This window comes from Myxococcus sp. CA005 (genome assembly GCF_006518205.1).
Lineage (GTDB): Bacteria > Myxococcota > Myxococcia > Myxococcales > Myxococcaceae > Myxococcus > Myxococcus xanthus.
Map to the genome: position 1 here is coordinate 1 of NZ_SRLV01000102.1, position 22,928 is coordinate 22,928.

General features: G+C 68.5%; 20 protein-coding genes. 6 read left to right on the forward strand and 14 right to left on the reverse strand.

Features of this window, described 5'->3' with window-relative positions; translation table 11 throughout:
- The 9 genes from FMQ63_RS31690 to FMQ63_RS31730 all read right to left on the reverse strand — a co-directional run.
- Positions 1 to 494, reverse strand: a 494-nt coding sequence (locus tag FMQ63_RS31690) for an MXAN_2562 family outer membrane beta-barrel protein (RefSeq protein ID WP_141276840.1), incomplete at its 3' end; no start/stop codon positions are given.
- Positions 491 to 1,390, reverse strand: coding sequence for an MXAN_2561 family MXYO-CTERM-anchored protein (locus FMQ63_RS31695; protein WP_225909927.1), 900 nt, complete (start codon positions 1,388 to 1,390; stop codon positions 491 to 493). The genes FMQ63_RS31695 and FMQ63_RS31690, both read right to left, overlap by 4 nt.
- A gap of 125 nt (positions 1,391 to 1,515) precedes the next feature.
- Complete coding sequence (locus FMQ63_RS31700; protein ID WP_011552630.1) at positions 1,516 to 2,550, reverse strand: aspartate-semialdehyde dehydrogenase; 1,035 nt, start codon at positions 2,548 to 2,550, stop codon at positions 1,516 to 1,518.
- A 52-nt stretch (positions 2,551 to 2,602) separates the two neighbouring features.
- Complete coding sequence (tsaB, locus tag FMQ63_RS31705) at positions 2,603 to 3,340, reverse strand: tRNA (adenosine(37)-N6)-threonylcarbamoyltransferase complex dimerization subunit type 1 TsaB (RefSeq protein ID WP_026113974.1); 738 nt, start codon at positions 3,338 to 3,340, stop codon at positions 2,603 to 2,605.
- Positions 3,341 to 3,351: 11 nt separating this feature from the next.
- A complete protein-coding gene (locus tag FMQ63_RS31710; RefSeq protein WP_011552628.1) occupies positions 3,352 to 3,855 on the reverse strand; it encodes a septal ring lytic transglycosylase RlpA family protein in 504 nt (167 codons plus the stop codon).
- Between the two features lie 7 nt (positions 3,856 to 3,862).
- On the reverse strand, positions 3,863 to 5,494 hold the full coding sequence (rseP, locus tag FMQ63_RS31715) for an RIP metalloprotease RseP (protein WP_026113975.1): 1,632 nt from the start codon (positions 5,492 to 5,494) through the stop codon (positions 3,863 to 3,865).
- Positions 5,495 to 5,578: 84 nt separating this feature from the next.
- Positions 5,579 to 6,409: a phosphatidate cytidylyltransferase gene (locus tag FMQ63_RS31720; protein WP_011552626.1), complete on the reverse strand. Its 831-nt coding sequence runs from the start codon at positions 6,407 to 6,409 to the stop codon at positions 5,579 to 5,581.
- Positions 6,406 to 7,197, reverse strand: coding sequence for an isoprenyl transferase (locus FMQ63_RS31725; protein ID WP_011552625.1), 792 nt, complete (start codon positions 7,195 to 7,197; stop codon positions 6,406 to 6,408). Before FMQ63_RS31725 ends, FMQ63_RS31720 begins: the two co-directional genes overlap by 4 nt.
- 165 nt (positions 7,198 to 7,362) lie before the next feature.
- The gene (locus FMQ63_RS31730) at positions 7,363 to 8,316 is read right to left on the reverse strand and encodes an SDR family oxidoreductase (protein ID WP_043612263.1); all 954 of its coding nucleotides are present in this window, start codon (positions 8,314 to 8,316) and stop codon (positions 7,363 to 7,365) included.
- A gap of 126 nt (positions 8,317 to 8,442) precedes the next feature.
- On the opposite strand from FMQ63_RS31730, the gene FMQ63_RS31735 reads away from it, so the two are divergent.
- From FMQ63_RS31735 to FMQ63_RS31745, 3 genes are all read left to right on the forward strand, one after another.
- Positions 8,443 to 9,420, forward strand: coding sequence for a YafY family protein (locus FMQ63_RS31735; protein ID WP_011552623.1), 978 nt, complete (start codon positions 8,443 to 8,445; stop codon positions 9,418 to 9,420).
- Positions 9,421 to 9,516: 96 nt separating this feature from the next.
- Positions 9,517 to 10,389 (forward strand): tetratricopeptide repeat protein, encoded by an 873-nt coding sequence (locus FMQ63_RS31740; protein WP_225909926.1) that lies wholly within the window; start codon positions 9,517 to 9,519, stop codon positions 10,387 to 10,389.
- The gene (locus FMQ63_RS31745) at positions 10,386 to 12,521 is read left to right on the forward strand and encodes a putative metal-binding motif-containing protein (protein ID WP_011552621.1); all 2,136 of its coding nucleotides are present in this window, start codon (positions 10,386 to 10,388) and stop codon (positions 12,519 to 12,521) included. Before FMQ63_RS31740 ends, FMQ63_RS31745 begins: the two co-directional genes overlap by 4 nt.
- 51 nt (positions 12,522 to 12,572) lie before the next feature.
- Here the strand turns inward: FMQ63_RS31745 and FMQ63_RS31750 are convergent, their stop codons facing one another.
- Positions 12,573 to 14,705 carry a protein kinase gene (locus tag FMQ63_RS31750; RefSeq protein ID WP_011552620.1) on the reverse strand — a complete coding sequence of 711 codons (2,133 nt, stop codon included), beginning with the start codon at positions 14,703 to 14,705 and terminating at the stop codon, positions 12,573 to 12,575.
- A gap of 128 nt (positions 14,706 to 14,833) precedes the next feature.
- On the opposite strand from FMQ63_RS31750, the gene FMQ63_RS31755 reads away from it, so the two are divergent.
- Together FMQ63_RS31755 and FMQ63_RS31760 are read left to right on the forward strand one after the other, a co-directional pair.
- Positions 14,834 to 15,976, forward strand: a complete 1,143-nt coding sequence (locus tag FMQ63_RS31755; protein WP_011552619.1) for a serine/threonine-protein kinase — start codon at positions 14,834 to 14,836, stop codon at positions 15,974 to 15,976.
- Positions 15,973 to 16,923, forward strand: a complete 951-nt coding sequence (locus FMQ63_RS31760) for an RluA family pseudouridine synthase (protein ID WP_011552618.1) — start codon at positions 15,973 to 15,975, stop codon at positions 16,921 to 16,923. The genes FMQ63_RS31755 and FMQ63_RS31760 overlap by 4 nt, the downstream gene beginning before the upstream one ends.
- A 10-nt stretch (positions 16,924 to 16,933) precedes the next feature.
- Here FMQ63_RS31760 and FMQ63_RS31765 read toward each other — a convergent pair whose 3' ends face one another.
- Positions 16,934 to 17,347 (reverse strand): secondary thiamine-phosphate synthase enzyme YjbQ, encoded by a 414-nt coding sequence (locus FMQ63_RS31765; protein ID WP_011552617.1) that lies wholly within the window; start codon positions 17,345 to 17,347, stop codon positions 16,934 to 16,936.
- Between the two features lie 48 nt (positions 17,348 to 17,395).
- Here FMQ63_RS31765 and dinB point away from each other — a divergent pair, with 48 nt between their 5' ends.
- The gene (gene dinB / locus FMQ63_RS31770) at positions 17,396 to 18,604 is read left to right on the forward strand and encodes a DNA polymerase IV (RefSeq protein WP_043612266.1); all 1,209 of its coding nucleotides are present in this window, start codon (positions 17,396 to 17,398) and stop codon (positions 18,602 to 18,604) included.
- A gap of 132 nt (positions 18,605 to 18,736) precedes the next feature.
- Here dinB and pcnB read toward each other — a convergent pair whose 3' ends face one another.
- The 3 genes from pcnB to plsX form a co-directional block, all read right to left on the reverse strand.
- On the reverse strand, positions 18,737 to 20,440 hold the full coding sequence (gene pcnB, locus FMQ63_RS31775) for a polynucleotide adenylyltransferase PcnB (protein ID WP_020477634.1): 1,704 nt from the start codon (positions 20,438 to 20,440) through the stop codon (positions 18,737 to 18,739).
- A 404-nt stretch (positions 20,441 to 20,844) separates the two neighbouring features.
- Positions 20,845 to 21,885 carry a phosphatase domain-containing protein gene (locus tag FMQ63_RS31780; protein WP_011552614.1) on the reverse strand — a complete coding sequence of 347 codons (1,041 nt, stop codon included), beginning with the start codon at positions 21,883 to 21,885 and terminating at the stop codon, positions 20,845 to 20,847.
- Positions 21,882 to 22,928, reverse strand: a complete 1,047-nt coding sequence (gene plsX / locus FMQ63_RS31785; RefSeq protein WP_171452253.1) for a phosphate acyltransferase PlsX — start codon at positions 22,926 to 22,928, stop codon at positions 21,882 to 21,884. The genes FMQ63_RS31780 and plsX overlap by 4 nt, the downstream gene beginning before the upstream one ends.

Here is a 22,928-nt window from a genome sequence, read left to right on the forward strand (position 1 = left end):
GCACCAGTGCCCGTGCCCTTGAGGATCCACCAAGGCGTGTAGATGAGCCCCAGCTTGCCGTAAGGCACCAGCGGGATGCCCCACTCGAAGGCGGCGTAGTCGAACTTGTAGAATGCGTTGAGGCTCAGGGGAATCAGACGCAGCGCAGTACGCTCCGCGGCGTCCGCACCGGAGGCCAGCTTCGCCGTTCCGTACTTCTCGCCGTAACCCGCAGAGAAGCCCACGCCCGCCGTACCCACGCCCTGGTAGAAGTATCGCTGGAGTTCCACCTCGAACGTCAGCAGCGACTCGCCGCCAAAGTAGTCCTCGTACGGCGTGCCAGTGAGGCCGGACTCTTCGTCGATGAGGGGCTTGTAGCCACCCAAGCGGAATTGAATGCCGCCCGAACGTGGCGAGCGCAGCGAGACTTCCTCCTCCACCACTACCGTGTCCTGCCCCCAGGCGGGCAGCGTGGCGAGCAGCGCCACGACTCCCAGGGCCGATGCCCGACTCATGACCGCTTCCTCCTCGACGACAGCCAGACTCCGAGGGACGCCAGCATCGCGCATCCCGTGATGCCACCACCCGCCGCGGCGCAGCCACCTGTCTCCGCGCCGCCGGCTCCGAGGTACCCTTGGTAGAAGCCGTTGCTCGCAACAGGCGTCCCTGTCGCCGCGGGCGAAGGTTCGCTTTGGTTCCCCGCCCTGTCGATGGCAATCGCCTGGACGGCATACTCGACGCCGTTCTCGAGCCCTTGATCCATGCGGAAGACCGCGTTCGACGAAACCTGCCGCTTCTTCGAAATCACTTCACCCGCGCCCACACCACCGTCCTCGCCCGGAACGGACTGAAGGACCTGCACTTCCATGGACACCGCATCGCTCGGCACCTTGACAGAGACACTCAGCGCGGCGTCCAGCCCCGTGACGCTCGGGGTCTCCGGCACCGCAGGGGGCTCCGGGTCATAGATGAAGCTGATGGAGGGCGTCCCAACCGAAACGAACGAGTCGTCGCAACCGCCCAAAGTCCCCAGCCGCTTGGTCGTGGCGCAGAGCCGGAACGTCTTGGTTGACGTCTGTGACTCGCACTTGGCGCCGTCCGCCACCAGCGCGTCGGACGCGTTGAAGGTCACCGTCCCCGTCAGCCGAGTATCATTTACCGGGATATCAGCGAGAGACAGGTCGCCCGCCCCTGGCGTCCCCGTGCAACTCGATTCGTTCGAGAGCCAGAGGTGGAGCACGTCGCAATTGCCGGCGACACGCGTCCAGTTGACCGTGCGGTCCAAGCCGCAGTTCTCCTGGGAGACGACAATCTGATCGTTCTGGAGGATTTCGGCCGAGGCTGAAAACGTCACGGTCTGCCCCAGGGCAGTCGACGCGAAGAGCAAGAGGCCAACGAGAGTGAGGCGCATGGGTACGCCCAGGCTAGCAAGCGGGAGGCCACATGAAACGCCTTCCCGTCCGCTGGGCATCACTCCGGGAGGGCCGTCCCGCCGCGCCAAACAGGCAGGACGGCCCCGGAGGCTTTGCCAAATTGTCAGGCGGGGCGCTCGGCCAGGCGGAGTCCGGCTTCCACCAGGTTGAGGGCGGCGCCCCGGCTGGCGTTGTCCACCGAGGCGAAGAGCGTCACCCACTCCGGCGCCTGGGGGAATGCGCGCACCCGGCCCACATGGACCGCCGGGTCGGACGTGACGAGCATGGGCATGGGGTACACACGCTCACCGGGCACATCCAGCACCTTCAAGGCCCCGGACGTCTTGAGGGCCGCGCGCACCTGCTCCACCGGGCCCGCCTTCTTGAGCTGCACGTTGAGGGTGAGGCCATGGCCGTAGAAGGTAGGCACCTGCACCGCCGTCCCGGCGATGACGGGCACATCCCCCTTGGACGAGAAGAGCCGGGCCGCCTCCAGCGTCCAGCCGCCCTCCTCCTCCGTCCAGGGCGAATTCACCATGAAGCCGCCCACCTGGGGCACCAGGTTGAACCCCACGCGGTGGGGAAAGGCGTGCGGCTCCGGCTCGCGGCCCGACAGCAGGTCCGCCGTCTGCTTCTCCAGCTCCGCCACACCGCGCACACCCGCGCTGGACGCCGCCATCAGCGCCGTCACCTGCGCGCGCGCCACGCCGAAGGCCTTCCGCAGCGGCTCCACCACGTGCACCGCGGCGGTCGTCACCGCCCCCGGCAGGCACACGATGCGGCCCTTGAAGGTGAAGCCCGCGCCCAGCACATCCGTGTTGAAGCCCGGCAGCACCATGGGGACGTTGCCGTCACCTCGGAAGGCACTGCTGGCGTCCACCACCCACGCGCCCGCGGCCTGCGCGGCCGGAGCCAGCGTGCGAGAGGCCTCGGCGGGCGTGGCGAGCAGCACCAGCTTCACACCCCGGAAGGCGTCCGGCGTCGCCTGCTCCACCTCGAGCGAGTCCTCGCCGTACTCCACCTCCATGCCCTTGGAGCGCTCGGAGCCGAAGACGCGCACCTGTTCAGCGGGCACGTCCTGCGCGTACAGCGCGGCGAGCACCTCGCGGCCCACCACGCCCGTCGCGCCCACCACGCCAATCGTCAAGTCGTCTCTCATGGCGCGTCCTTTACGCCACCGGAGGCCGGGAGCGCGAGCACCACGAGGCGGCTCAGTCTTCCTTCAACCGTGCGGTGGGCGCCGGCCCGGGCAGCGGCGGGAACTTCGGGTTGCGCTCCGGCTCCGAGGCCCGCACGTAGTGCGGCTCCATGGCGAAGAGCGCCTCCAGTGACTGCGCTTCCGGAAAGCGCGCCAGTTGCGCCAGCGCCACCGCCGACGGGAAGGTCGGCGCCGCCAGCAGCCGGTGTGGCGCCACGCCCTGCGACTCCAGGGCGGCGCGGTAGTCCACCAGTGCGGGCCCCAGCGCCACGGCCCGGGGCTCGGCGGCCATGCGCGCGGCCACCTCCGCGGGTGACATGGCCGTCTCCGGCTCCAGCGGCTCCACCGTCCCGCCCTGGCGCACGTAGGCCCCCAGGTACAGGTCGTCCTTGCGCGCCACCGCCAGGCAGTACAGCGGCACGCCCTCGGGGCCCTCCAGCGCCACCGCCGCCAGCGACGAGGCCCCGGCCACCTTCAGCTTCGTCGCGTAGGCCAGCGACTTCACCGTCGCCAGGCCGATGCGCAGCCCCGTGAAGGAGCCCGGCCCCAGGCCCACCACCAGCCCCTCCAGGGCGGGCAGCGTGGCGCCATGGCGTTCGAGCAGCTCCCCGACGATGCCGGGCAGCAGCTCGCTCTGCTTCCGCGGCGGACCCACCACCACGTGCTCCAGCGTGCGCAGCGCGCCATCCGGCGCTCGCTCCACCAGGGCCAGCGACAACGTCAACGTCGAGGTGTCCAGCGAGAGGAACATGGGACGGCTCACTACACCGGCGCGGCCCACATTTCCTGCGGAATCTCCGACACCCGGTCCGCACAGCGGTACAGCCGGACGCGCACCACGCCTTTGTCCAGCATGTCCAGCTTCCGGGCGGCGCCCTTGGACAGGTCCACGATGCGCCCGTCGATGAAGGGCCCCCGGTCATTCACGCGCACCTTCACCGCGCGCCCGTTCTCCATGTTCACCACGCGCAGGCACGAGCCGAAGCGCAGCTTGCGGTGCGCGGCCGTCATCGCCTCCTGGTCGAAGCGCTCCCCGCTCGCGGTGGGCCGCCCGTGCAGGCCGGGGCCATAGAACGAGGCCAGCCCTTCGCCCAGGTACGAGCGCGGCATCTGCTCGCGCCGCGCCACGCCGGGCGTACCACTGCGGGACTTCGGCGACTTCGACGGGCGGACGGGTTCCTCCACCGGGTCGGGCCTGGCCGCGCGCGAGGCGCACGCGGAGGTGAAACCGAAGCAGAGCAATCCGGCAACGGCGATTCCTCGCATGCGTCCTCTAGCGGGTGATGTCGTTGGTCACGGCCAACAGCATCAGCAGGACGAGCAGCGCGAGCCCCACCATGTTGGCCACCTCGCGGACGCGAACAGGGATGGGGCGGCGGCGAATTCCCTCCCAGGCGGCGGAAAGCAGGTGGAAGCCGTCCAGCACGGGGATGGGCAACAGGTTCATCACCCCCAGGTTGATGGAGATGAGCGCCATCAGGTGGAGGAAGCTGTCCAGGCCCTGCTCGGCGCTCTTCGACGCCAGTTGGTACATCATGATGGGGCCGCCCACGGTGTTCATCGGCACCGAGCCCACCAGCAGCCCGCCGAGGACCCGCACCATCTGCCCGACAATCTTCGGGACGATGAGCGCGGCCTGCTTCAGCGCGGCGCCCGGCCCCAGATGCACCGTCACCTCGTCCAGCACCGGCATGTCCGCCGCGGAGAGCACCCAGTTGCGCACGCCCAGGACGATGGGCGAGCTCGCCGTGCCCATCTCGTCCTCCGTCTTCAGCGGCGCCTGCGCCAGCGTCTCCGTGCGCTCGCCGTCAGCGCCCCGCCACGTCAACTGGAAGGAACGCTCCTTCAGGGCGTTCAGCTTCGAGGAGAACTTGACGAAGGACTCCGGCTTCTCGCCATCCAGGGCGATGATGCGGTCTCCGGGCCGCAGGCCGCCCTTCTCGGCCGCGCTCCCCGGCGCCACGGTGGCCAGGTACAGGTCGGACGTCTCCGCGCCCACCGTCGCCAGCCCCACTCCCGGCTGCTTCGGCACGGTGAGCTTCAGCACGGAGGGTACCCGCCCCGTCACGACGCCCGCCGCCACGGAGTCCATGCGCCGGAGGGTGAGCTCCAGGGGCGTGCCCTCCGCGTGCTTGTCCAGCTCCTGCTGGAAGCGCGCTTCCGTCTCCACGCTCACGCCGTTGACGGCCAGGATGCGGTCGAAGGTCCGCAGTCCGGCCTGCTCCGCCACCGAGCCCGGCGGCACGCCGACGATGGGCGGCTTCGACACGGCCTCCACGCCAATGGAGCCGCGCTCCACCGTGTCGATGGGGGACGTCTCCACGTTCTTCGTGGGCGTCACGTCCAGCGTCAGCTTCTGGCCATTGCGCTCCAGGACGATGGGGACGGGCCGCTCGAAGCGGCCGACGAACGCCTCCCGCATGTCGTTGAACGTGCGTACCGGCTCGCCATCCACGGACAGGATGCGGTCTCCAGGGCGGATGCCGGCGGCCTGCGCGGGCATGCCCTCGCTCACCGTCCCCACGTAGGTGGACGTGGCCTGGTGCGGGCCCAGGAAGACGAAGAAATAGACGAGGATGGGGAAGATGAGGTTGAAGGCCGGCCCCGCCAGGACGATGAGGCCGCGCTTCCATGGGGGCTGCGCCAGGAAGCCCCGGCTGGCCTCCTCCGGGCTGAGCTCCTCGTGGGGCATGTCGCCCGCCATCTTCACGTAGCCGCCCAGCGGCAGCAGGGCAATCTGGTACTCCGTCTCGCCCTTGGTGAAGCCGATCAACTTGGGTCCGAAGCCGATGGAGAACTTCAGGACCTTCACACCACAGGCCTTCGCCACCAGGAAGTGGCCAAGCTCGTGCACCGTGACGAGCACGCCGAGCAGAATGACGAAGAACCCGATGTTTTGGAGCATGGGCGCAACAGTAATCGTGGGCGCCCAGGCGGACAACGCGCAACCGGGCCCGCCGAGCAGACGGGCAGCCGGAAGGGGCGGTCCCTAGGGCAGCAGACCCCGGACGAACTGCACGTAGACGAACACCAGGGGCGCGTTGAACAGGAGCGCGTCGATGCGATCCAACACGCCACCGTGCCCGGGGATGAGGACGCCCGAGTCCTTCACCCCGTAGGCCCGCTTCAGCATGGACTCACACAGGTCGCCCACCGGCCCCAGGATGCCGCCGGCGATGCCCAGCAGCACGCAGTCCCACACCGTGAACACGGGGAAGAAGAACTGCCGGGCAATGAACATACCGCCCACCGAGCCCAGCATGCCCCCGAAGAAGCCCTCCCAGGTCTTGTTGGGGCTCACCTCCGGGTAGAGCTTGTGCTTCCCCAGGAACCGCCCGAAGAAGTAGGCGGCGGTGTCATTGGCCCAGGTGATGACCAGCGCGCAGATGACCCAGGCCAAGCCGTGGTCGGGCAACAGGCGCAGCGCGGACACGGCCGTGAGGCCCACCGCGCCGTAGAGGAAGCCGTTGACCAGGTGCGCCGTGCGGGTGGGCGCCTCCGCCAGCGGTCCCTTGAAGAGGTGGTAGATCCACGCGAAGAACGCGAAGACGATGGTGAGCCAGAAGGCCGTCTCGCCCGTGCGCGCCGCGTCCCGCATGGGCAGGAAAGGCAGCACCGCGGCGAAGGCCATTCCAACCCACGAGGCCACCGTCAGGCGCTTCTGGACGATGAGGTAGTACTCACCCACGCACGCGGCGGCGGCGGCGCCCAGCAGGGCCGCGCTCCAGTAACCACCGAGGAACAGCAGCAGGAGGACCAGCGGCAGCAGTGTCACCGCGGAGACGACGCGGATGACGAGGTTTCGGTTCTTGTCGTTCACGCCTTGGCCTGCTGAGGAGCGTCCTCCCGCTGCACCTGTGCGGACGTGAGGCCGAAGCGGCGCTCACGCTGCTGGTACTGCGACACGCAGCGAAGGAACTCGTCAGTACGGAAGTCCGGCCACAAGGCGTCGGTGAAGCACATCTCCGCGTACGCCATTTGCCAGAGCAGGAAGTTGGACACGCGCAGCTCCCCACTGGTCCTCACCATCAGGTCCAACGGGGGCAGTCCCTGCGTCCAGAGGAACTGCTCGAAGTCGCTCTCCTCCAACCGTCCCGCCGCCAGTTCGCCTCGCTCCACGGCCTCGGCCAGCCGCCGCGCCGCGTGGAGGATTTCCTCCCGCCCGCCGTAGGACAACGCCAGCGACAGCACCATGCCGGTGTTGTGCGCGGAGTCGGCCCGGAGCCGGTCCAGCGGATCACGCACGTAGCGCGGCAGCCGGTCCACGTCTCCAATGGCGTTGAGGCGAATGCCGTTGTCCAGGATTTCGGAGCGCTCGCGCTCCAGATACTCCCGGAGCAGGTCCATCAATCCGGCGACCTCTTCCGCCGGACGCGCCCAGTTCTGCGACGAGAACGCGTAGAGCGTCAGCGCCTGGATGCCCAGGCGGCGCGCGGTGCGCGTCACTTCACGCACACTCGACGTCGCCTCCCGGTGCCCCTCCAGCCGGGGCAGCCCTCGGGACTCCGCCCATCGCCCGTTGCCGTCCATGATGATGCCCACGTGGCGCGGCATCGGCCGGGCCTTGACGGCTTGTTCCAGGGTGGAAATCACTGAAGGGCGTTCCATGAAGCCGCGCACCCTAGCGATGCCGCCGCGCGCCGTCCACGGGCGCGTGCCCCAACCGTCACGGTCGGCCCCTGAATGGTCGCCCGGTGGCGGTGGGTGGCCGCTCCCCGTCAGAGTGCAGGCACCATGTAGACACAGGTAGGCAACCACTCATTCGGTGGCCTCTCAGCCCAGGGGCCAATCCGGGCTGGCAATCTCCATGGGGCCGTCGCGCCAGGACGTGTAGGCGTCCTCGTCCGCGACCTGGTACGGCCTGCCGAAAGCGCGCGCGAAGTAGTCGCCCCAATGCGGCTGGGAGCCGTCGGCGTCCGTGAAGCCGTATTCGCGGGCCAGGGCCCAGGAGCTGAAGACGCGGCCGGCCTTGGCGCCCACGTTCGGATCCGCCGCGAGCGCCGCCACCGCCCGGCCCACGTAGCAGGGACTCTCCGAGGCGATGAAGTGCGGATCCTTCGCCGCGCCCTCGCGCCAGTTCGCTTCCGTGACGCCGAAGTTCTCCAGCATCTCCTCGGAGCGGAGGAAGCCGGGCGTCAGCGCCAGCGCGGTGACCTTCGTGCGGCGCAACTCCCAGGACATCCCGAAGGCGAGCCGGATGACGGACATCTTGACCAGGTCGTACCAGAGGTTGCCGCGGTAGCCGAACGAGTCCCCATCCGTGATTTCGACGATGAGCCCCCGCTCACCGCCCAGCATGAGCGGCACGGCGTGGCGGCTGGTGAGCAGGTGCGTGAAGACGGCGCGCTCGAACATCTGCTGCCCCTTCGCGGCGGACTGTTTCCAGAACGCCGGGCCGAACTCGGTGAGTCCGTCGCCGCCCCAGATGTCGTTCACCAGGATGTCGAGCCGCCCCTGCTCCCGCTGGATGCGCGCGCAAAGGGCTTCGACCTCCGATTCGACGGAATGGTCCACGCGGACGGCGATGCCCCGGCCACCCTTGGCGTCGACGATTTCGGCGGTCTCCTCGATGGTCTCCGGACGCGAGCCCGTCGCGGGCCGTCCGCGCACGCTGCGCCCGGTGCAGTACACGGTGGCGCCCGCCTCTCCCAACATGGTGGCGATGCCACGCCCCGCGCCTCGGGTGGCTCCAGCGACCAGAGCGACGCGTCCTTCGAGTGGCTTCATGGCGGGCACTCCTCCAAGCCCACGGGCGACCGTGGACCGCAGTGGGTTCGTGTTCGCACCCTAGGCGGGGAATCCTGACATCCCCTGTCATGATTCCCCGCCTAGACTTCGCTTTGAGACCTGCCCATGCGCGCCGACCGACTCGTCAGTTTGACGCTGCTCCTCCAGACACGCCCGAAGATGACGGCGGGCGAGCTGGCAAGGGAGCTCGAGGTCTCCGAACGGACCATCCACCGGGACCTCGACGCGCTCTCCGGCGCGGGCGTGCCCGTGTACGCCACCCGAGGCTCCGCGGGCGGCGTGGCGTTGATGGAAGGCTGGCGTACCCAACTCACGGGCTTCACCCGGGCGGAGCTGCATGCACTGGCGGCCGTGGCGGCACCGGGGGCCCTGGATGACCTGGGCCTGACGTCGGCGCTGCGTTCGGGGCTGGTGAAGATGGCGGCCTCCCTGCCCGCACTCCAGCAACCCGCGCTGGAGTACGCACGCCAGCGGCTTCACGTGGATGCGTCCTCGTGGTTTCCAGAACGCGAGGCCGTGCCTCATCTGGCGACGCTGCGCGACGCGGTCTGGCAGGACCGCCGCGTGTCCCTGACGTACCGGGACTTCGAAGGCAAGCCGAGCCGCAAGGTGGTGGACCCGTACGCGCTCGTCATCAAGGCGGACCGTTGGTACCTCGTCGCGAGCACGGGCGAGGATGAACCGCGTGTGTATCGAGGCTCGCGTGTGGACGGTGCACGGATACGCCCGGAGACCTTCATCCGGCCGGCGCGCTTCGACCTGCCCGCATTCTGGAAGGCGTGGTGCTCACGCTTCGCGGAGAAGCGCGCGCAGTACGAGGTCACGCTGCGCTTGACTCCGGAGGCGCTGGAGGCGCTGCGGAAGATTCGGCCGCGAGCGGAGGGTGCACGGCTTGATTCCGCGCCGTGCTCAGCGGATGGGCGCAAGACAGTGGTTGTGGACTTCGAGCGAGAAGCGATTGCCTTCAGTCAGCTCTGCGACGTCGGCTCGGAATTCGAGGTGCTCGCGCCGGAAGCACTGCGAACGAAGCTCCTGAAACTGGCGACGGGCATCCTCGACACGCATCGAAGTGCCACTCCTTGACGCATGGCCTGGCGAAGCTTGCGCTGTTGGGTAAGCCTCGCAGGAACTACGCGGGCACTTCATTTTGCACGCCCTTTCTTAGACAATCGAACGAGCGTGGTAGCCTTTCCATTCATGGAAAGCTTTACTCTCAAGAAAGCACCGCTCCAGGTATGGGTGCTGAGCTACACGCTTCTGCTACCGGGATTGGCGCTCGGGCAAACCGTGACGGCCAAAGCCGCGCAAGCTAGTTCGCGCGACTCCTCGTTTCGCGCACGGCTGAAGGCGGCAGCGCAGCTCTATGAGGAACTTGAGTACGAGCAGGCGCTGAAGACGCTCACCCAGGCCAAGGCACTGGCCACGACGGACGACGAACGGGCAGACGCCGCGATGTACGAAGCCATCGTCCTCGCCGATCTCGGGAGACGCTCACAGTCCCTCCGCGCATTCCGCGAAGCCCTTTCACTTCAACCAGACTCCCAGCTCCCCGTCAGGGTCTCTCCCAAGGTGGCTCGGGACTTCGACGACGTACGCAAGAATCTCCAGAGCGAACGCGTGGCTTCGGCCCCCGTCGAGCCACCGCCCGCCCCTTCGCAGGACCGCCCCGTCCTCGAACCCGAGGGAACCGCGTTGGCCGTCGCTACACCATCACCTGCTGCGCCAACCCCTTCACTCATCACCAGCGCCGAGCCCGAACTCATGGCACATGAGTCAACGGGCCTCCGCATCCGTCCCCTCCCCGTGGCCTTGCTTGGCGCAGGGGTGCTCGCGGGTGGCATCGGGAGCTACCTCGGCCTGCGCTCCCGGAGCGACATCCAGAGCGCGCGAGACACCTTCAGTATCGATGAGCAGATGGGACATCTGGACGCGGCGCGCGGCAAGGCGCTCGGCGCCAACATCTTGTTCGGTGTCGCGGCGACAGCGGCGGCGGGAGCGGTCATCACCTACTTCCTGGGTAACGAAGCCACGGCGCAGCGGGAGGCGCGATGAACCGCATTTTTCTGGCGTGCCTTGTTCTCCTGTCCGGCATGGCCTGCACCGTGCCCAGCCTCGACGAACTCCACCCATGTGACATCAATGACCTCATGGGCGACTCCGTCGACGCATTCCTGGGTGACAGGCCGACGTGCAGAGCCCTCAAAGTGTCGATCGACTACTCGGGGTTCCTTCCTGGCTGCGTGCTCGTCAGTGCCCGGGACGAAGCCAGTGGGAAAGCGTCCACCGCCGAGATTGCCGGCAAGGGCGACCGCTCAGGAGGGTCCCTCGTCGCCAGTGTGTTTGCGCCGAGCAGTTGGGGCGACTCCGTCCAAGTGGAGGCGCGTGCATTTGAGCAGAACTGCGAAGCGACACCCGTGATGACGCGTTCGATACTCGTGAGCCCCAAAACGGGGAAGACCGAGACAGTGACGCTGTCGCTCCAAGCAACGGACGCGGACGGCGACGGCTACGTCTCCGTGCTCACCGGCGGAACGGACTGCAACGACAACAACGCGAGCATCCACCCGGCTGCAACCGAGCTTTGCAACGACGTCGACGACAACTGCAACGGACAGTCGGACACGGTAGAGCTGCGCCTGGGCCAGAGCTGCACGGAGGGCGAAGGCTGTGAGGGCGTCCGCGCGTGCGGTGGGAACGGCGAGGTTCTCTGCGACATGCCGTTGGCCGTGTATGCCTACCCCGACGTAGACCAGGACAGACATGGCGACCGGAAAGCCGCTCCCGTCGCATTCTGCACCGGTATCCCGCAGGGCTATGTCACGGGTCCCGCGGATGACTGCAACGACAACAACGCCAGCATCCGGCCTGGCGCGACGGAGCTCTGCAACGGCGTCGATGACAACTGCAACGACCAGATTGACGAGACCTTCCCCGACCTCGGCACGGCGTGCACCGCAGCCGCCCAGTGCGCTGGCGTCTACGTCTGTGACGCCTCCGGCATCGCCACCACCTGCCAGCCCACGATGTTCCCCAACAACTGGTACCTGGATGGCGACGGGGATGGCTTTGGTGTTGGCACGGCCGTGTCGTCCTGCGTCCCGCCTGGCACGGACTACGCCACCACCGGTGGCGACTGCAACGACGGCAACCCGTTCACCTACCCTGGCGCGCCGGAGTTGTGCGACGCCCTGGACAACAACTGTGACGGGAATGTCGAAGGCCCCGAGGTCTGCCCAAGCGGCGGTGCCAGTTGGGCAGCCCGCTCCGTGGGCGCGAGCGATCAGGAGTGGCGCTCCATCTTCACTGGACTCCCTGGCGATGTGACTGTCTCAGGGAACCAGGGAGGGACCGCGATACTCACGCCGTCCTCATCCACGTTTCAGACCAACGCGACCAACTGCGGCGACAGCAACAGGGGCTGGAACGCTGTCTGGGCGGACATGGCCAACCAGGGCCGCCTCTACCTCGGCTCGTCGGGAGGAAGCCTCACCTTCCTGGACAGGCCACAAAATGCCTGCACCGAGACGCACGCCATGGGACGGTGGGTGGAGGGACTCGTCGGCATTCGACATGAAGGTGTCTTGGAGATTCATGGCGTTACATCAACCTCTGGCACCTCCGGAAACGGGCTGACCTTCATCTGGACCGGATCGGTTGGCTCAAGTGCGCTGCGATTTGGAACGACCCCTGTCTCGGCGCTATACGACGTCCACGGCCGTACCAGGTCAGCGCTATTCGCGGTGGGTGGCTTCGACATCGGGAGCAGCAGGGGGCGCATCTATCGCTTCAACCAAAACACCAGGGACTGGCAAACGGAAGCTGCGCATGACTACATCCCTGGCCTGGGCCGCCTCCGTGGAGTCTGGGTGGTGAACAATCGAACCGCATTCGCAGTGGGCGAGTTCATGGGCACGCAGAACACTGTCCTCCAATGGGACGGCAGCACGTGGAGCAGGATGCCCTTCCCCAACACGAACAACGAGACACTGACCTCCGTCGTCGCATTCGGCGCAAAGTCCGTCTACGTCACCGCCTACAACGGTCGCATCTACCGGTACGACGGCACGCAGTGGCAAATCATCTTCGAGAACACGAACCTCCGATTCAACGACATCGCAGGCACCAGCCCCGCAGACCTCTGGGTCGCAGGAAGCAACGGACAGATTCTCCACTGGCCTCAATAGCAAGCCCCACCACCGAGGCCACGTATCAGGTGGCCTCGGTGCGGGCACGGCTCACTCCGCTTCGAGATTGAGCTTGAACACAGTGGCCTGGCCTGCCTTCACATCAACGGTCCGGGTCACGTCCTTGCCCAGTTCCTTGTTGACGAGCCGGACGGTGTGTCGTCCCTCGGGTACCTCAACTGCGGCGAACGGCGTCTGCCCCAGTACCTTCCCGTCCAACGACACCACGGCATACGGACGGATGCGGAACTCCAGGCGCCCCTTTGCAACAGCCGCCACCTTCTGAGTCGGTGCCCTTTCACGGACCCGCGATGGATTCGGCTCTGGATCCCCAGACGCCTTCGCGGGCTCACGCTTCGCCACGACAGCGCTCCCCTCCTTCGAAGCCGCTCCGCCGTTCTCAGGCGGAGCATCCTTCACAGTGGGAAGCCCTGCTTCGGGCGTGGTGGCATCCCGTGCGACGTGCGGTTCCTGCGGCACCACGGAGACGTCCGTCGAAACCTGCGGCTTCGCTTGTGCCCCATCATTCGAATCCCGAGCACCTGCATTCACGTTCGCGGCCGGTTTCTCCTGCGGCACGTTCCTGCCGCCTTGGCTCGGCACCGCAGGCTCGCGCGGCAAGTGCGTGAGCGGCGGTGGATTCACACGAACGGGCGAGACCTCTGAATCATCACCCCGCATCACGGTGACAGCGCCGCCCACCAACAGCGCAACCACGGCCCCGACGATGCCGGCAATCCGCCCTCCTGGCCGCCCTGACGGCACCGTCGCGGCGTACTCCGTGCTCCGCGTATGCACGGCGTCGTCCGCATCCTCGGGAGTCGTAGGCGCCGGTGAAGCGCCTCCTGATGGCGGCGACGAAGCAGCCGCCATCGCCACCACGTCTTCGTCACGCGCCTGCGGCGCCTGTACCTTCACCCCCGAGGCCCGGGACTGCGCCCTGGGCCGGGACGCTCCACGCGCTGACGCATCCGCCCGAAGCGCGGGCGTCTTCACGACCACCGGGTACGACTGAAGCGTGTCCTGCTGCGGGGAGGAGCGCGGCTCCAACGCCTGAACCACGCCACCGATGGCAACCGGCATGGGCGTCGTCGGCGACGTCGAATCCGCCGGCACCTCCACGGGTGCAACGAGCGACCGGGGCATCGGCGTCGTCGGCGACGTCGAATCCACCGGCGGCGACACCATGGACGCGCTCCGGGCATCCGCCTTCGCCTGCGACGCCACCGCTCCCTTGCTGCCTCCCTGCGACGGCGTCATCGCCGGAGCCGCAGCCACCTCCGGCACCCACTGCGCGATGCGCTGGGCAATCTGATACGCGCCCACCGGCTCGCCCGTCGACAACACGAACCGCTCCAGGTCGTCCTGCAACGCCCGGCAGTCCGCGTACCGCCGCTCCCGGTCCTTCGCGAGCGCCTTGTCGAGCACCTGCTGCAACGCCACGGGCACATCCGGCCGCCGCGCCGACACCGGGATGAACGACTCGAACAGAATCGCCTGCATCACGCTCACGTCCGTCGTCGCATCGAACGGCCGCTTCCCCGTGAGCAGTTCGTACAGCACCACCCCGAGCGCGTAGACATCCACCCGCCGATCCATGGCCTTCGCCTGGAGCTGCTCGGGCGGCATGTACGCCACCTTGCCCTTCACCACGCCCGTCAGCGTCCGGTGCCCCTGCCCCGCCACCTTCGCGATGCCGAAGTCCACCACCTTCACCGCGCCCTGCCGCGACACCAGGATGTTGTCCGGGCTCACGTCGCGATGAATCAAGCCCAGCGGCTCGCCCGTCTCCACGTCACGGAACTCGTGCGCGTACGCCAACCCCTCCGCCGCGGCCGCCACCACCTTCGCGCAGAAGGCGGGGGGCAGCGCTTCCTCTGCGGCCCGCTTCACCAGCTTGCGCAGGTTCGGGCCGTCAATGAACTCCATGGCCAGGAAGAAGCTGCCCTCGGCCTCACCGAAGTCGAAAATTTGCACGATGTTCGGGTGCTCGAGCTGCGCCGCCAGCCGCGCCTCGCCCAGGAACATCTCTACAAAGGCCGCGTCCTCCGCCAGGTGCGGAAGGATGCGCTTGAGCACAAGCGTCTTCTCGAAGCCGCGTGGCCCCGCGGCCTTCGCCAGGAAGACCTCCGCCATGCCGCCTGACGCAAGCTTTCGCACCAGTTGGTACTTCCCGATTTGCATTGACTCGGGTTCTCCCAGGTTTGTCGGAAAAGTAAAACCACTTGCCGCCAGTTCTGCCGTGCGCCGAGCAATCAGGCGTTGCCAACGTTGACCCTGACGTGACGTGGTCCGTAGGATTTCGACATCCCATGCCCCTGAAGGTCATCGGTCCCTACCGCGTTCTGGAGACGCTTGGCAGTGGCGGGGCAGGAACCGTTTATCGGGCCCTGGACCGCCGCACCACCGACGAGGTCGCGCTGAAGCTGCTTTCAGCCGGCCCCGCGCGGGATGCTCGTGCCGCGCGCAGACTCGCCCGTGAGTTCGACACACTCGTGGACCTGTCTCACCCCAACGTCGTGAAGGTGTTCGAGTCCGGCGTGCACCAGGGAGTGCCGTACCTGGCCATGGAGCTCATCGAGGGCCTCACCCTCCGCCACTACCTCGACCTGAGCAGCGGCGACCGGCAAACCCCTCCGGGCAGCCACACGCCGCGCAGCCCCTTGTCCGTCCTCCGGACCGCGGACGACGACTTCGGCCCCTTGAGCCGGAGCTTCTCCGATTCGATGGATGACTCGGAGGACAGCCCGTTTGACGGCACCTTCGGCCTGGAGGCCTTCGCGGAGGAGGCACCCAGCGAGGACCTCGAGAGCTTCGCCTCCAGTGCCAGCCCGCACGTGGGCATCGGCTCGGATGATTCGCTGGAGGGCTTCGACCTGCCGCCCCCCATGCCGCGCCCCGCGGAGCCCGAGGAGGAGCCGGGGCGCGTGGTCCGCGAAGAGGACCTCAACCGGCCCGAACGCATGGGACGTCTCAAGGACGCCATGCTCCAGATTTGCGAAGCCCTGGCCTACATCCACGGCCACGGCCTGGTTCACCGCGACCTCAAGCCGTCCAACATCATGGTGGACGATGACCGGCAGGTCCGGCTGATGGACTTCGGGCTCGCCAAGTTCCTGGCGGACGACGCGGCCATCACCGAGGCCGGCAAGCTGGTGGGCACCTACCGGTACATGGCGCCGGAGCAGATTCTGGGCGAGCCCCTGGATGGACGCGCCGACCTGTACAGCCTGGGGGTCATCCTCTATGAGCTGCTCAGCGGGCGGCCCCCCTTCGACGCGAAGACGCCGCACGAGCTCTGGCGCCAGGTGCTGGAGACGGAGCCGCCCCCCGTGCTGGCGCTGAACCTTCATGGGGACCCGCAGCTCGCGCGCGTCGCCCACCGCCTCATCCGCAAGGAGCCGGACGACCGGTTCCAGACGGCCGAGGAAGTCTACGAGGCCCTGTCCGAGTGAATCCCTCCAAGCTGCACACCCTCACCGTGGACGCCGACAAGGCGGGCCAGCGGGTGGACCTCTTCATTGGTGAAGCGCTGGGCCTGTCTCGCGCGCGGCTCAAGCGCCTCTTCGAGGCGGGCGCGGTGAAGGTGAATGGCCGCCCCGCGAAGAAGGGCCTCACGCTCACCGCCGGGCAGCACATCGCCGTCGAGGTGGAAGAAGAGTCCCGCGAGGCCGTGCCCGACGCGGACTTCCCGCTCACCGTGCTGCACGAGGACGACTCGCTCGTGTTCGTGGACAAGCCCGCGGGCCGGCCGTCCCACCCCCTGCAGTCCGGAGAAACGGGCACGGTGGCCAACGCGCTGGTGGCCCGCTATCCCGAATGCGCTCTGGCCTCGCTGGACGCGCGCGAGGGCGGCCTGTGCCACCGGCTGGACGTGGAGACCTCTGGCGTCGTCGTGGCCGCGCGGACGCGGGACGCGTGGAACGCCGTGCGCGAGGCCTTTGGCAGCCGCGCCGTGGACAAGCGCTACCTGGCGCTGGTGACAGGGCCACTGACGGACGAGGGCGACATCGACCTGCCCCTGCGTCACCACCCCCGGCATCCGGACCGCGTGGAGCCCGCGCCCTACGGGGCCGAGGACGCCCGGGACGCGGTGTCGAAGTTCACCGTGCTATCGCGCTCGGGTGAGTTCAGCGTGGTGGAGGTGAAGATTCTCACCGGCGTGCTGCACCAGGTGCGCGCGCACCTCGCGGGCATTGGCGCCCCCATCGTCGGCGACAGCCTCTACGGCGGACGAGAGGCCCCAGAACTGGGCCGCTTCTTCCTGCACGCCCGCTCCCTGGGCCTGACGCACCCACAGACGCGGCGGAACATGACGGTCCACAGCCCCCTGCCCCCGGAGCTGCGCGCGGAACTGGAGCGGCGCGGCCTGCCCCTGCCCCGCGGTGAGCAGCGGGACTGAGGGCTTTCCACTATTCGCCCATCACCTTGACGATGACGCGCTTTCGGCGCTGGCCGTCGAACTCGGCGTAGAACACCTGCTGCCAGGGCCCCAGGTCCAGCTTCCCGCCCGTGACGGGGATGATGACCTGGTGGTGGACCAGCAGTGACTTGAGGTGGGCGTCGCCGTTGTCCTCGCCCGTGCGGTGGTGGCGGTAGTCGGGACCGGCGGGCGCCAGGTGCTGGAGCCACTCCCAGATGTCTTCATGGAGACCGGGCTCGTCGTCATTGACGAAGACGCCCGCGGTGATGTGCATGGCGGAGACGAGGACCATTCCCTCCTGGATGCCACTCTTGCGCACCAGGGCCGTCACGGTGTCGGTGAGACGGACCAACTCCCGCCGCCGAGGTGTCTCGAACCACAGGTACTCCGTCAGGCTCTTCATATCCGTATCCGCCAGGCGTCAGAGTGCCCCGTTAAAGTGACTCACACCATGCGAGCCATCATCCATGTGGACATGGATGCCTTCTATGCATCCGTGGAGCAGCGGGACAACCCGGCCCTGCGGGGCAAGCCGCTCATCGTGGGCGGGCATGCCCAGCGCGGTGTCGTGGTCGCCGCCTCCTACGAGGTGCGCCCGTTCGGCGTGCGCAGCGCCATGCCCATGGCCCGTGCGACGAAGGCCGCGCCCCATGCGCTCGTCGTGAAGCCCCGCTTCGCCGCCTATGCCGAGGCCAGTGAGCAGGTGTTCGCCATCTTCGAACGCTACACGCCGCTCATCGAGCCGCTGTCGCTCGACGAGGCCTTCCTGGACGTGACGGCGTCGGTGGGCCTCTTCGGCACGCCCGCGGACATCGCCCGGCGCATCCGCAAGGAGATTGCCGACGAGTTGAACCTCCCCGCCTCCGCGGGCGTGGCCACGGCGAAGTTCGTGGCGAAGATTGCCTCCGACCTCGCCAAGCCCAATGGCCAGCGGGAGGTGCGCGCCGAGGAGACGGTGGCCTTCCTCGCGGGCCTGCCGGTGTCGCGCCTGTGGGGCGTGGGGCCGAAGACGGAGGAGGCGCTCCGGCTCGCCGGGTTGAAGACGATTGGCGACGTGGCGTCCCGGGATTTGGAGTGGCTGGAAGACAGGCTGGGCTCCAGCGGACGGCACCTGTGGGAGCTGTCCCAGGGCATCGACACGCGCGAGGTGGTGCCGGACCGGGCCGCCAAGAGCGTGGGCGCGGAGGACACCTTCGACGAAGACCTCGTGGGGGTGGACGCGCTCAAGCCGCACGTCCACGCCCAGGCCCTGCGCGTGGCCCGGCGGCTGCGGCGGGCGGCGCTGAAGGGCCGCGTGGTGCAGCTCAAATTGAAGTTCGCGGACTTCACACTCATCACCCGTCGAACCACGCTGCGCGAGGCCACGGATGACGGGCAGACGCTCTACCGCGCGGCGCTGGAGCTGCTGGACAAGTCGCACCAGGGCAAGCCGCTGCGGCTCACCGGCGTCAGCGTGCAGTTGGACGAGGAGCCGCCCCAGTTGGGCCTCTTCCCCGCCGCCGCGCCGCGCACCGCGAAGCTGAACGCGGCGCTGGACAAGATTGCCGAGCGGTTTGGCAGCAAGGCCATCACCACCGCGGACATCGCCGGCAGCGAGGCCACCGACAGCGCCGAACACCGCTCCGAGCGCCCGGTGGACAAGGGCGGGCCCAAGGACTGAGGGCCCCGGTAAGGGTGGGGCCTCACGCCCGTTCGCGGAGCGGCCCCACACCTCACGGAAGGGACTTCGACTCAGGCAGCGCCCGCCCCGGAAGACGAGCCGGTGCCCTCACATCACGGACGCGACCTCGAGTCAGGCGTCGCCCGACTCGGAGGACGAATCGGCGCTCTCACCGGACGAGCCGTTCGCCGAGGGACGGCGGCGGCGGCGGCGGCGGCGGCGCTTGCGCTGGCCTCCCGCGTCGGACTCCTCGCCGTCCGCGGCGGCGGCACGCGGCTGCGGCACCTCGCCGGCCTTCCACGCCTCCAACTGCTCGCGATTCTCGCCCGTGGCCTCCACCGTCATCTCGAACACGGTGAGGGCCTCGCTGAAGAGCGGGTGCCGCTTGAAGGCCGCGCTGCGACGACGGCGCTCACCGGACAGGGTGCGCTGGGCCAGCAGCAGCATGCGGCAACGCTCGGCGATGCGGCGCGGTAGACGCGCGGACTGGACGAAGCCCGCGAGCAGGTCTTCCACCACCTGCGACACGGACGGGCGGCCCTCCTGCGACTCCTCGGGCCCCGTCGAGCGGCTGATGGGAATCAGCAACATCGCCAGGAGGATGGCGTCGTCCAGCGCCTCGCCCGCGGACACGCGCCGGTCCAGCGACTCCGCGAAGGCGTAGAACGTCTTCTCCCCTTCCTTGCCGTGCTGCTTGAGGTACGCGTTGACGGGCGGCAGGAGGATTTTGAGCGCGTCCAGCGCGTCCAGCAGCTTCAGCGCCGGCGCGGACACACCGCCGCGGATGAGGCGGAACGTCTCCTCCAGCAGGCGCGCGGGCGCGCAGCGGGGCAGGTCCTCCACCGCGCCTTCCATGGCCGCGTACGTCCGCGACTCGATGTCCAGGCCCAGCTTCGCCGCGAAGCGCACCGCGCGCAGGATGCGCACCGGGTCCTCGCGCATGCGCACTTCCGGGTCGCCAATGGTGCGGATGAAGCGCTCATCCAGGTCACGGCGGCCCCGGACGTAATCGATGACCCGCCCTTCGGCCACGTCGTAGAACAGGCCGTTGATGGTGAAGTCACGGCGGCGCGCGTCCTGCTGCGCGGTGCCGAAGACGTTGTCGTGGGTGATGAGCAGGTCCTCACCGTCCCCCTCATCCTCACCGCCGTTGGCCGCGTGCTCCAGCTCCGTCGGATTCGCACGGAAGGTGGAGACCTCGATGATCTTCCCGCCTTTGAAGTAGACGTGCGCCAGCCGGAAGCGCCGGCCAATCAGGCGGCAGTTGCGGAAGATGCCGCGCACCTCGTTCGGCGTCGCGCTGGTGGCGATGTCGAAGTCCTTCGGCTTGCGCCCCAGCAGCAGGTCACGCACGCAGCCGCCCACCATGTACGCCTGATGGCCGTGCTGGTGCAGGCGGAGCACCACCTTGAGGGCGTCCGGGTCCAGCTCATCGGGGTCGATTTCCGCCGGCTCGCCGCTGGGCCGGACATGGGGCGCGTGCAGCGCGCGCTCATCGGGCGTCGGCTCCGGTTCGGGCTCCAGGACGATGGGGACTTCCTCGGCGTCCTCGCCCCGGGCCTCGGCGGCGTCCTCGGCCTCGGCGGCGGCCAGCGCGGCCTCGGCGGCGCCCAGGACGGCGTCGTCCAGGCCCGACTCGGCCGGGTCTACCTCGTCGTCATCTTCCTCATCGTCGTCGTCGTCCTCGGCATCCGCGTCAGCGGGGGCCGGAGGCGGCTCGGCGGGGGTGGCGACCTGTATCGAGGGGATTTCAGCGGGGGCCTGCTCGTCGGCGGCCACGGGCTTGGAGGCGCTGTCCTCTTCGGGGTGCGCCGACAGCTCCAGTTGGGAGTTCATGGGAACCTCTTGTTCGCCGCGCTCGGAAGTCCCTGCCGCCTCGGAAGAGGCAACCTCGCGCGCGTCATTCTCGGGCGCAGGTGGCAGCAGACCGCCGGCAGGCGGCGTCTCAGTCAAATCTCGCGTCATCAGCCAGGGACACCCCATCGGGGCGCTTGTAGGCCTGCCGTCTATACCGCATCCTCCGGGTAGGGAGTAGCGATGGACGACATTGTTGTCGGATGTCACCGGGCAGCGGGCTCCCCCGCCCGCTTTCCTGCTCCCAACCAGGGGACAGGGCACGCGCGAAGCGTGGGGGCCGCGGGCCTGTGTCCTGTATCAACACAGCGTCCGCCGGAAACGTTCTGGGGCCGGCCCGCGAGGGGAACGCAGGCCCACCCGGGGGGCAGCCGAGCGGCCTGCCCCTACTGCGGCTTGGTGCGCCCCTTGTGGTTCCGGGGCAGCGCGTGGTGGATGAGGGAGACATAGTCCACCGCCTGCACCGGCGGGGGGGGCGGCGGCGTGCCCAGCGCGGCCAGGCGCTTGCTGAAGGCGGCCAGGATGTCCGGCATGGGCCGCATCGCCGCGAGCAGCTTGTTGGGCCCCTCCAGTGCCTGGGACAGCGCCACCGCCGCCTGCTGGAGCGGCAGCCCGCGCCGCAGCAGGTCCTGGAACGAGTTGGACAGGGTGATGATGTTGTGGCCCGCCGTCTGCACCATCTCCACTGCGATTTTCAGCACCTGCGGTGCCGTCAGGTGGCCGTCCGCCAGCAGCACCAGCGCGGCCTGGAAGTAGTTGAAGATGGGCACCACGCGCGGTCCGTAGGGCGTGAAGTGCGCGGGGGGCGTCAGCCTGTCCAGGTGGATGAAGATGCGGCGCACCGGGTCGCCCACCGGAATCTTCTTCCACGCCTCGCGCACCCGCAGCGCGTCGTCCGGGTACACCCCGCCCGCCTCCAGCACCTGCGACAACACGCGCTCGTCCACGCGGCCCGCCACCAGGTCCGCGAAGAGCGAATAGATGAACGCGTCCGCCTCCGCGTCGTCACCGAAGAGGACTTCCTCCGCCTCCACCGGCGCATGCACCCGGCTCTCAAGAATCGCGGGCAGCTTGTAGCCCACCTGCCCGCGCAGGGCCCGAAAACGGCCGCGCAGCAGGTTGCCCACGTTGTCCTTGAGGACGAACTCGTCCCACCGCACGCCGTCCAGCTTGAGCTTCTCCTCCAGCACGGCCCGCATCTGCTTCGGACTGCCGGAGACGATGCACAGCCGCGAGTCCCCGTTCTCCGACAGCTCGCGGATGAGCGCGCTGGCGCCCGGCACGGCCACCTTCTGGTGGGCCTTCTGGAATGCCGTCCGCACCAGGTCACGGAGCGAGTCGAACTCCGTCTGGAGGTACGTCTTGTCCAAATCCCAGCGGTAGATGCGCCGGGGCGGACGTGGGTCGATGCGGTCCGGCAAGCTCACTTCTTCAGGCCTTCCCGGATGGCGGCGCCCAGGTTGTTCGACACCACCTTCGCCGCGACCTTGCCCGCGTTGGCGATGGCCCACGACTTCGAACGCCCGTGTGCCTTGATGAAGATTTTATCGAACCCCAGGATGGGGGCCCCGCCGTACTGGTTCCAGTCGGTGATGTCCTTGATGCGCTGGATGCCGCTGGACAGCATCGCGAGCCCCGCGCGCCACCGCAGGCTCTCCTTGTAGGCGTACTGGGCCAGCTCCACCACCGTGTCGTGGACGCCCTCCAGCATCTTCAGGCAGACGTTGCCCACGAAGCCGTCGGTGACGATGACGTCCGCGGTGCCCTTCGGGATGTCGATGCCCTCCACGTTGCCGATGAAGTGGATGTCCTTCATCTCCGACAGGCGGGCATGGGCCTCCACCACGCGGGGCGGGCCCTTCTGCGGCTCGATGCCGTTGGACAGGAGCGCCACCTTGGGGCGCTCGTTCTGGGAGATGATGCGCGCGTAGGCGGAGCCCATCACCGCGAACGTCACCAGGTCATCCGCGGTGGCCTCCACCGTGGCGCCCACGTCCAGGATGAGGGAGAACGGGTCCCCCTTCGCGCCGCGCACCGAGCGCGTCGGGTACACCGTGGCCAGCGCCGCGCGCCGCACGCCGGGAATGAGCTGGAAGTGCCGGGCACACGCCAGCACGCCCGCGCCCGTGTTGCCCGCGGACACCAGCGCCTGCGCCTCGCCCTCCGCCACCAGCCGCGCGGCCACCGCCACGGACGCGTTCGGCTTGCGCGCCAGCGCCTCGCCTGGCTTCTCGTCCATGCCGATGAAGTCCGCCGCGTGCTGCACGGAGATGCGCTCGCCGTTGTGCTTCGTCTCCGCCAGCGCGTCGTCGATGAGGGTGCGGTCCCCCACCAGGAGCGTGTGGATGTGGGGGGACTCGAGCGACAGCATCGCCGCTCCCCGGACCACCTCGGCCGGGCCGTGGTCCGTTCCCATGACATCGAAGGCAATCGTCACTGGCTGCGGCTGCGTCCCCACCATGTCCTCCAT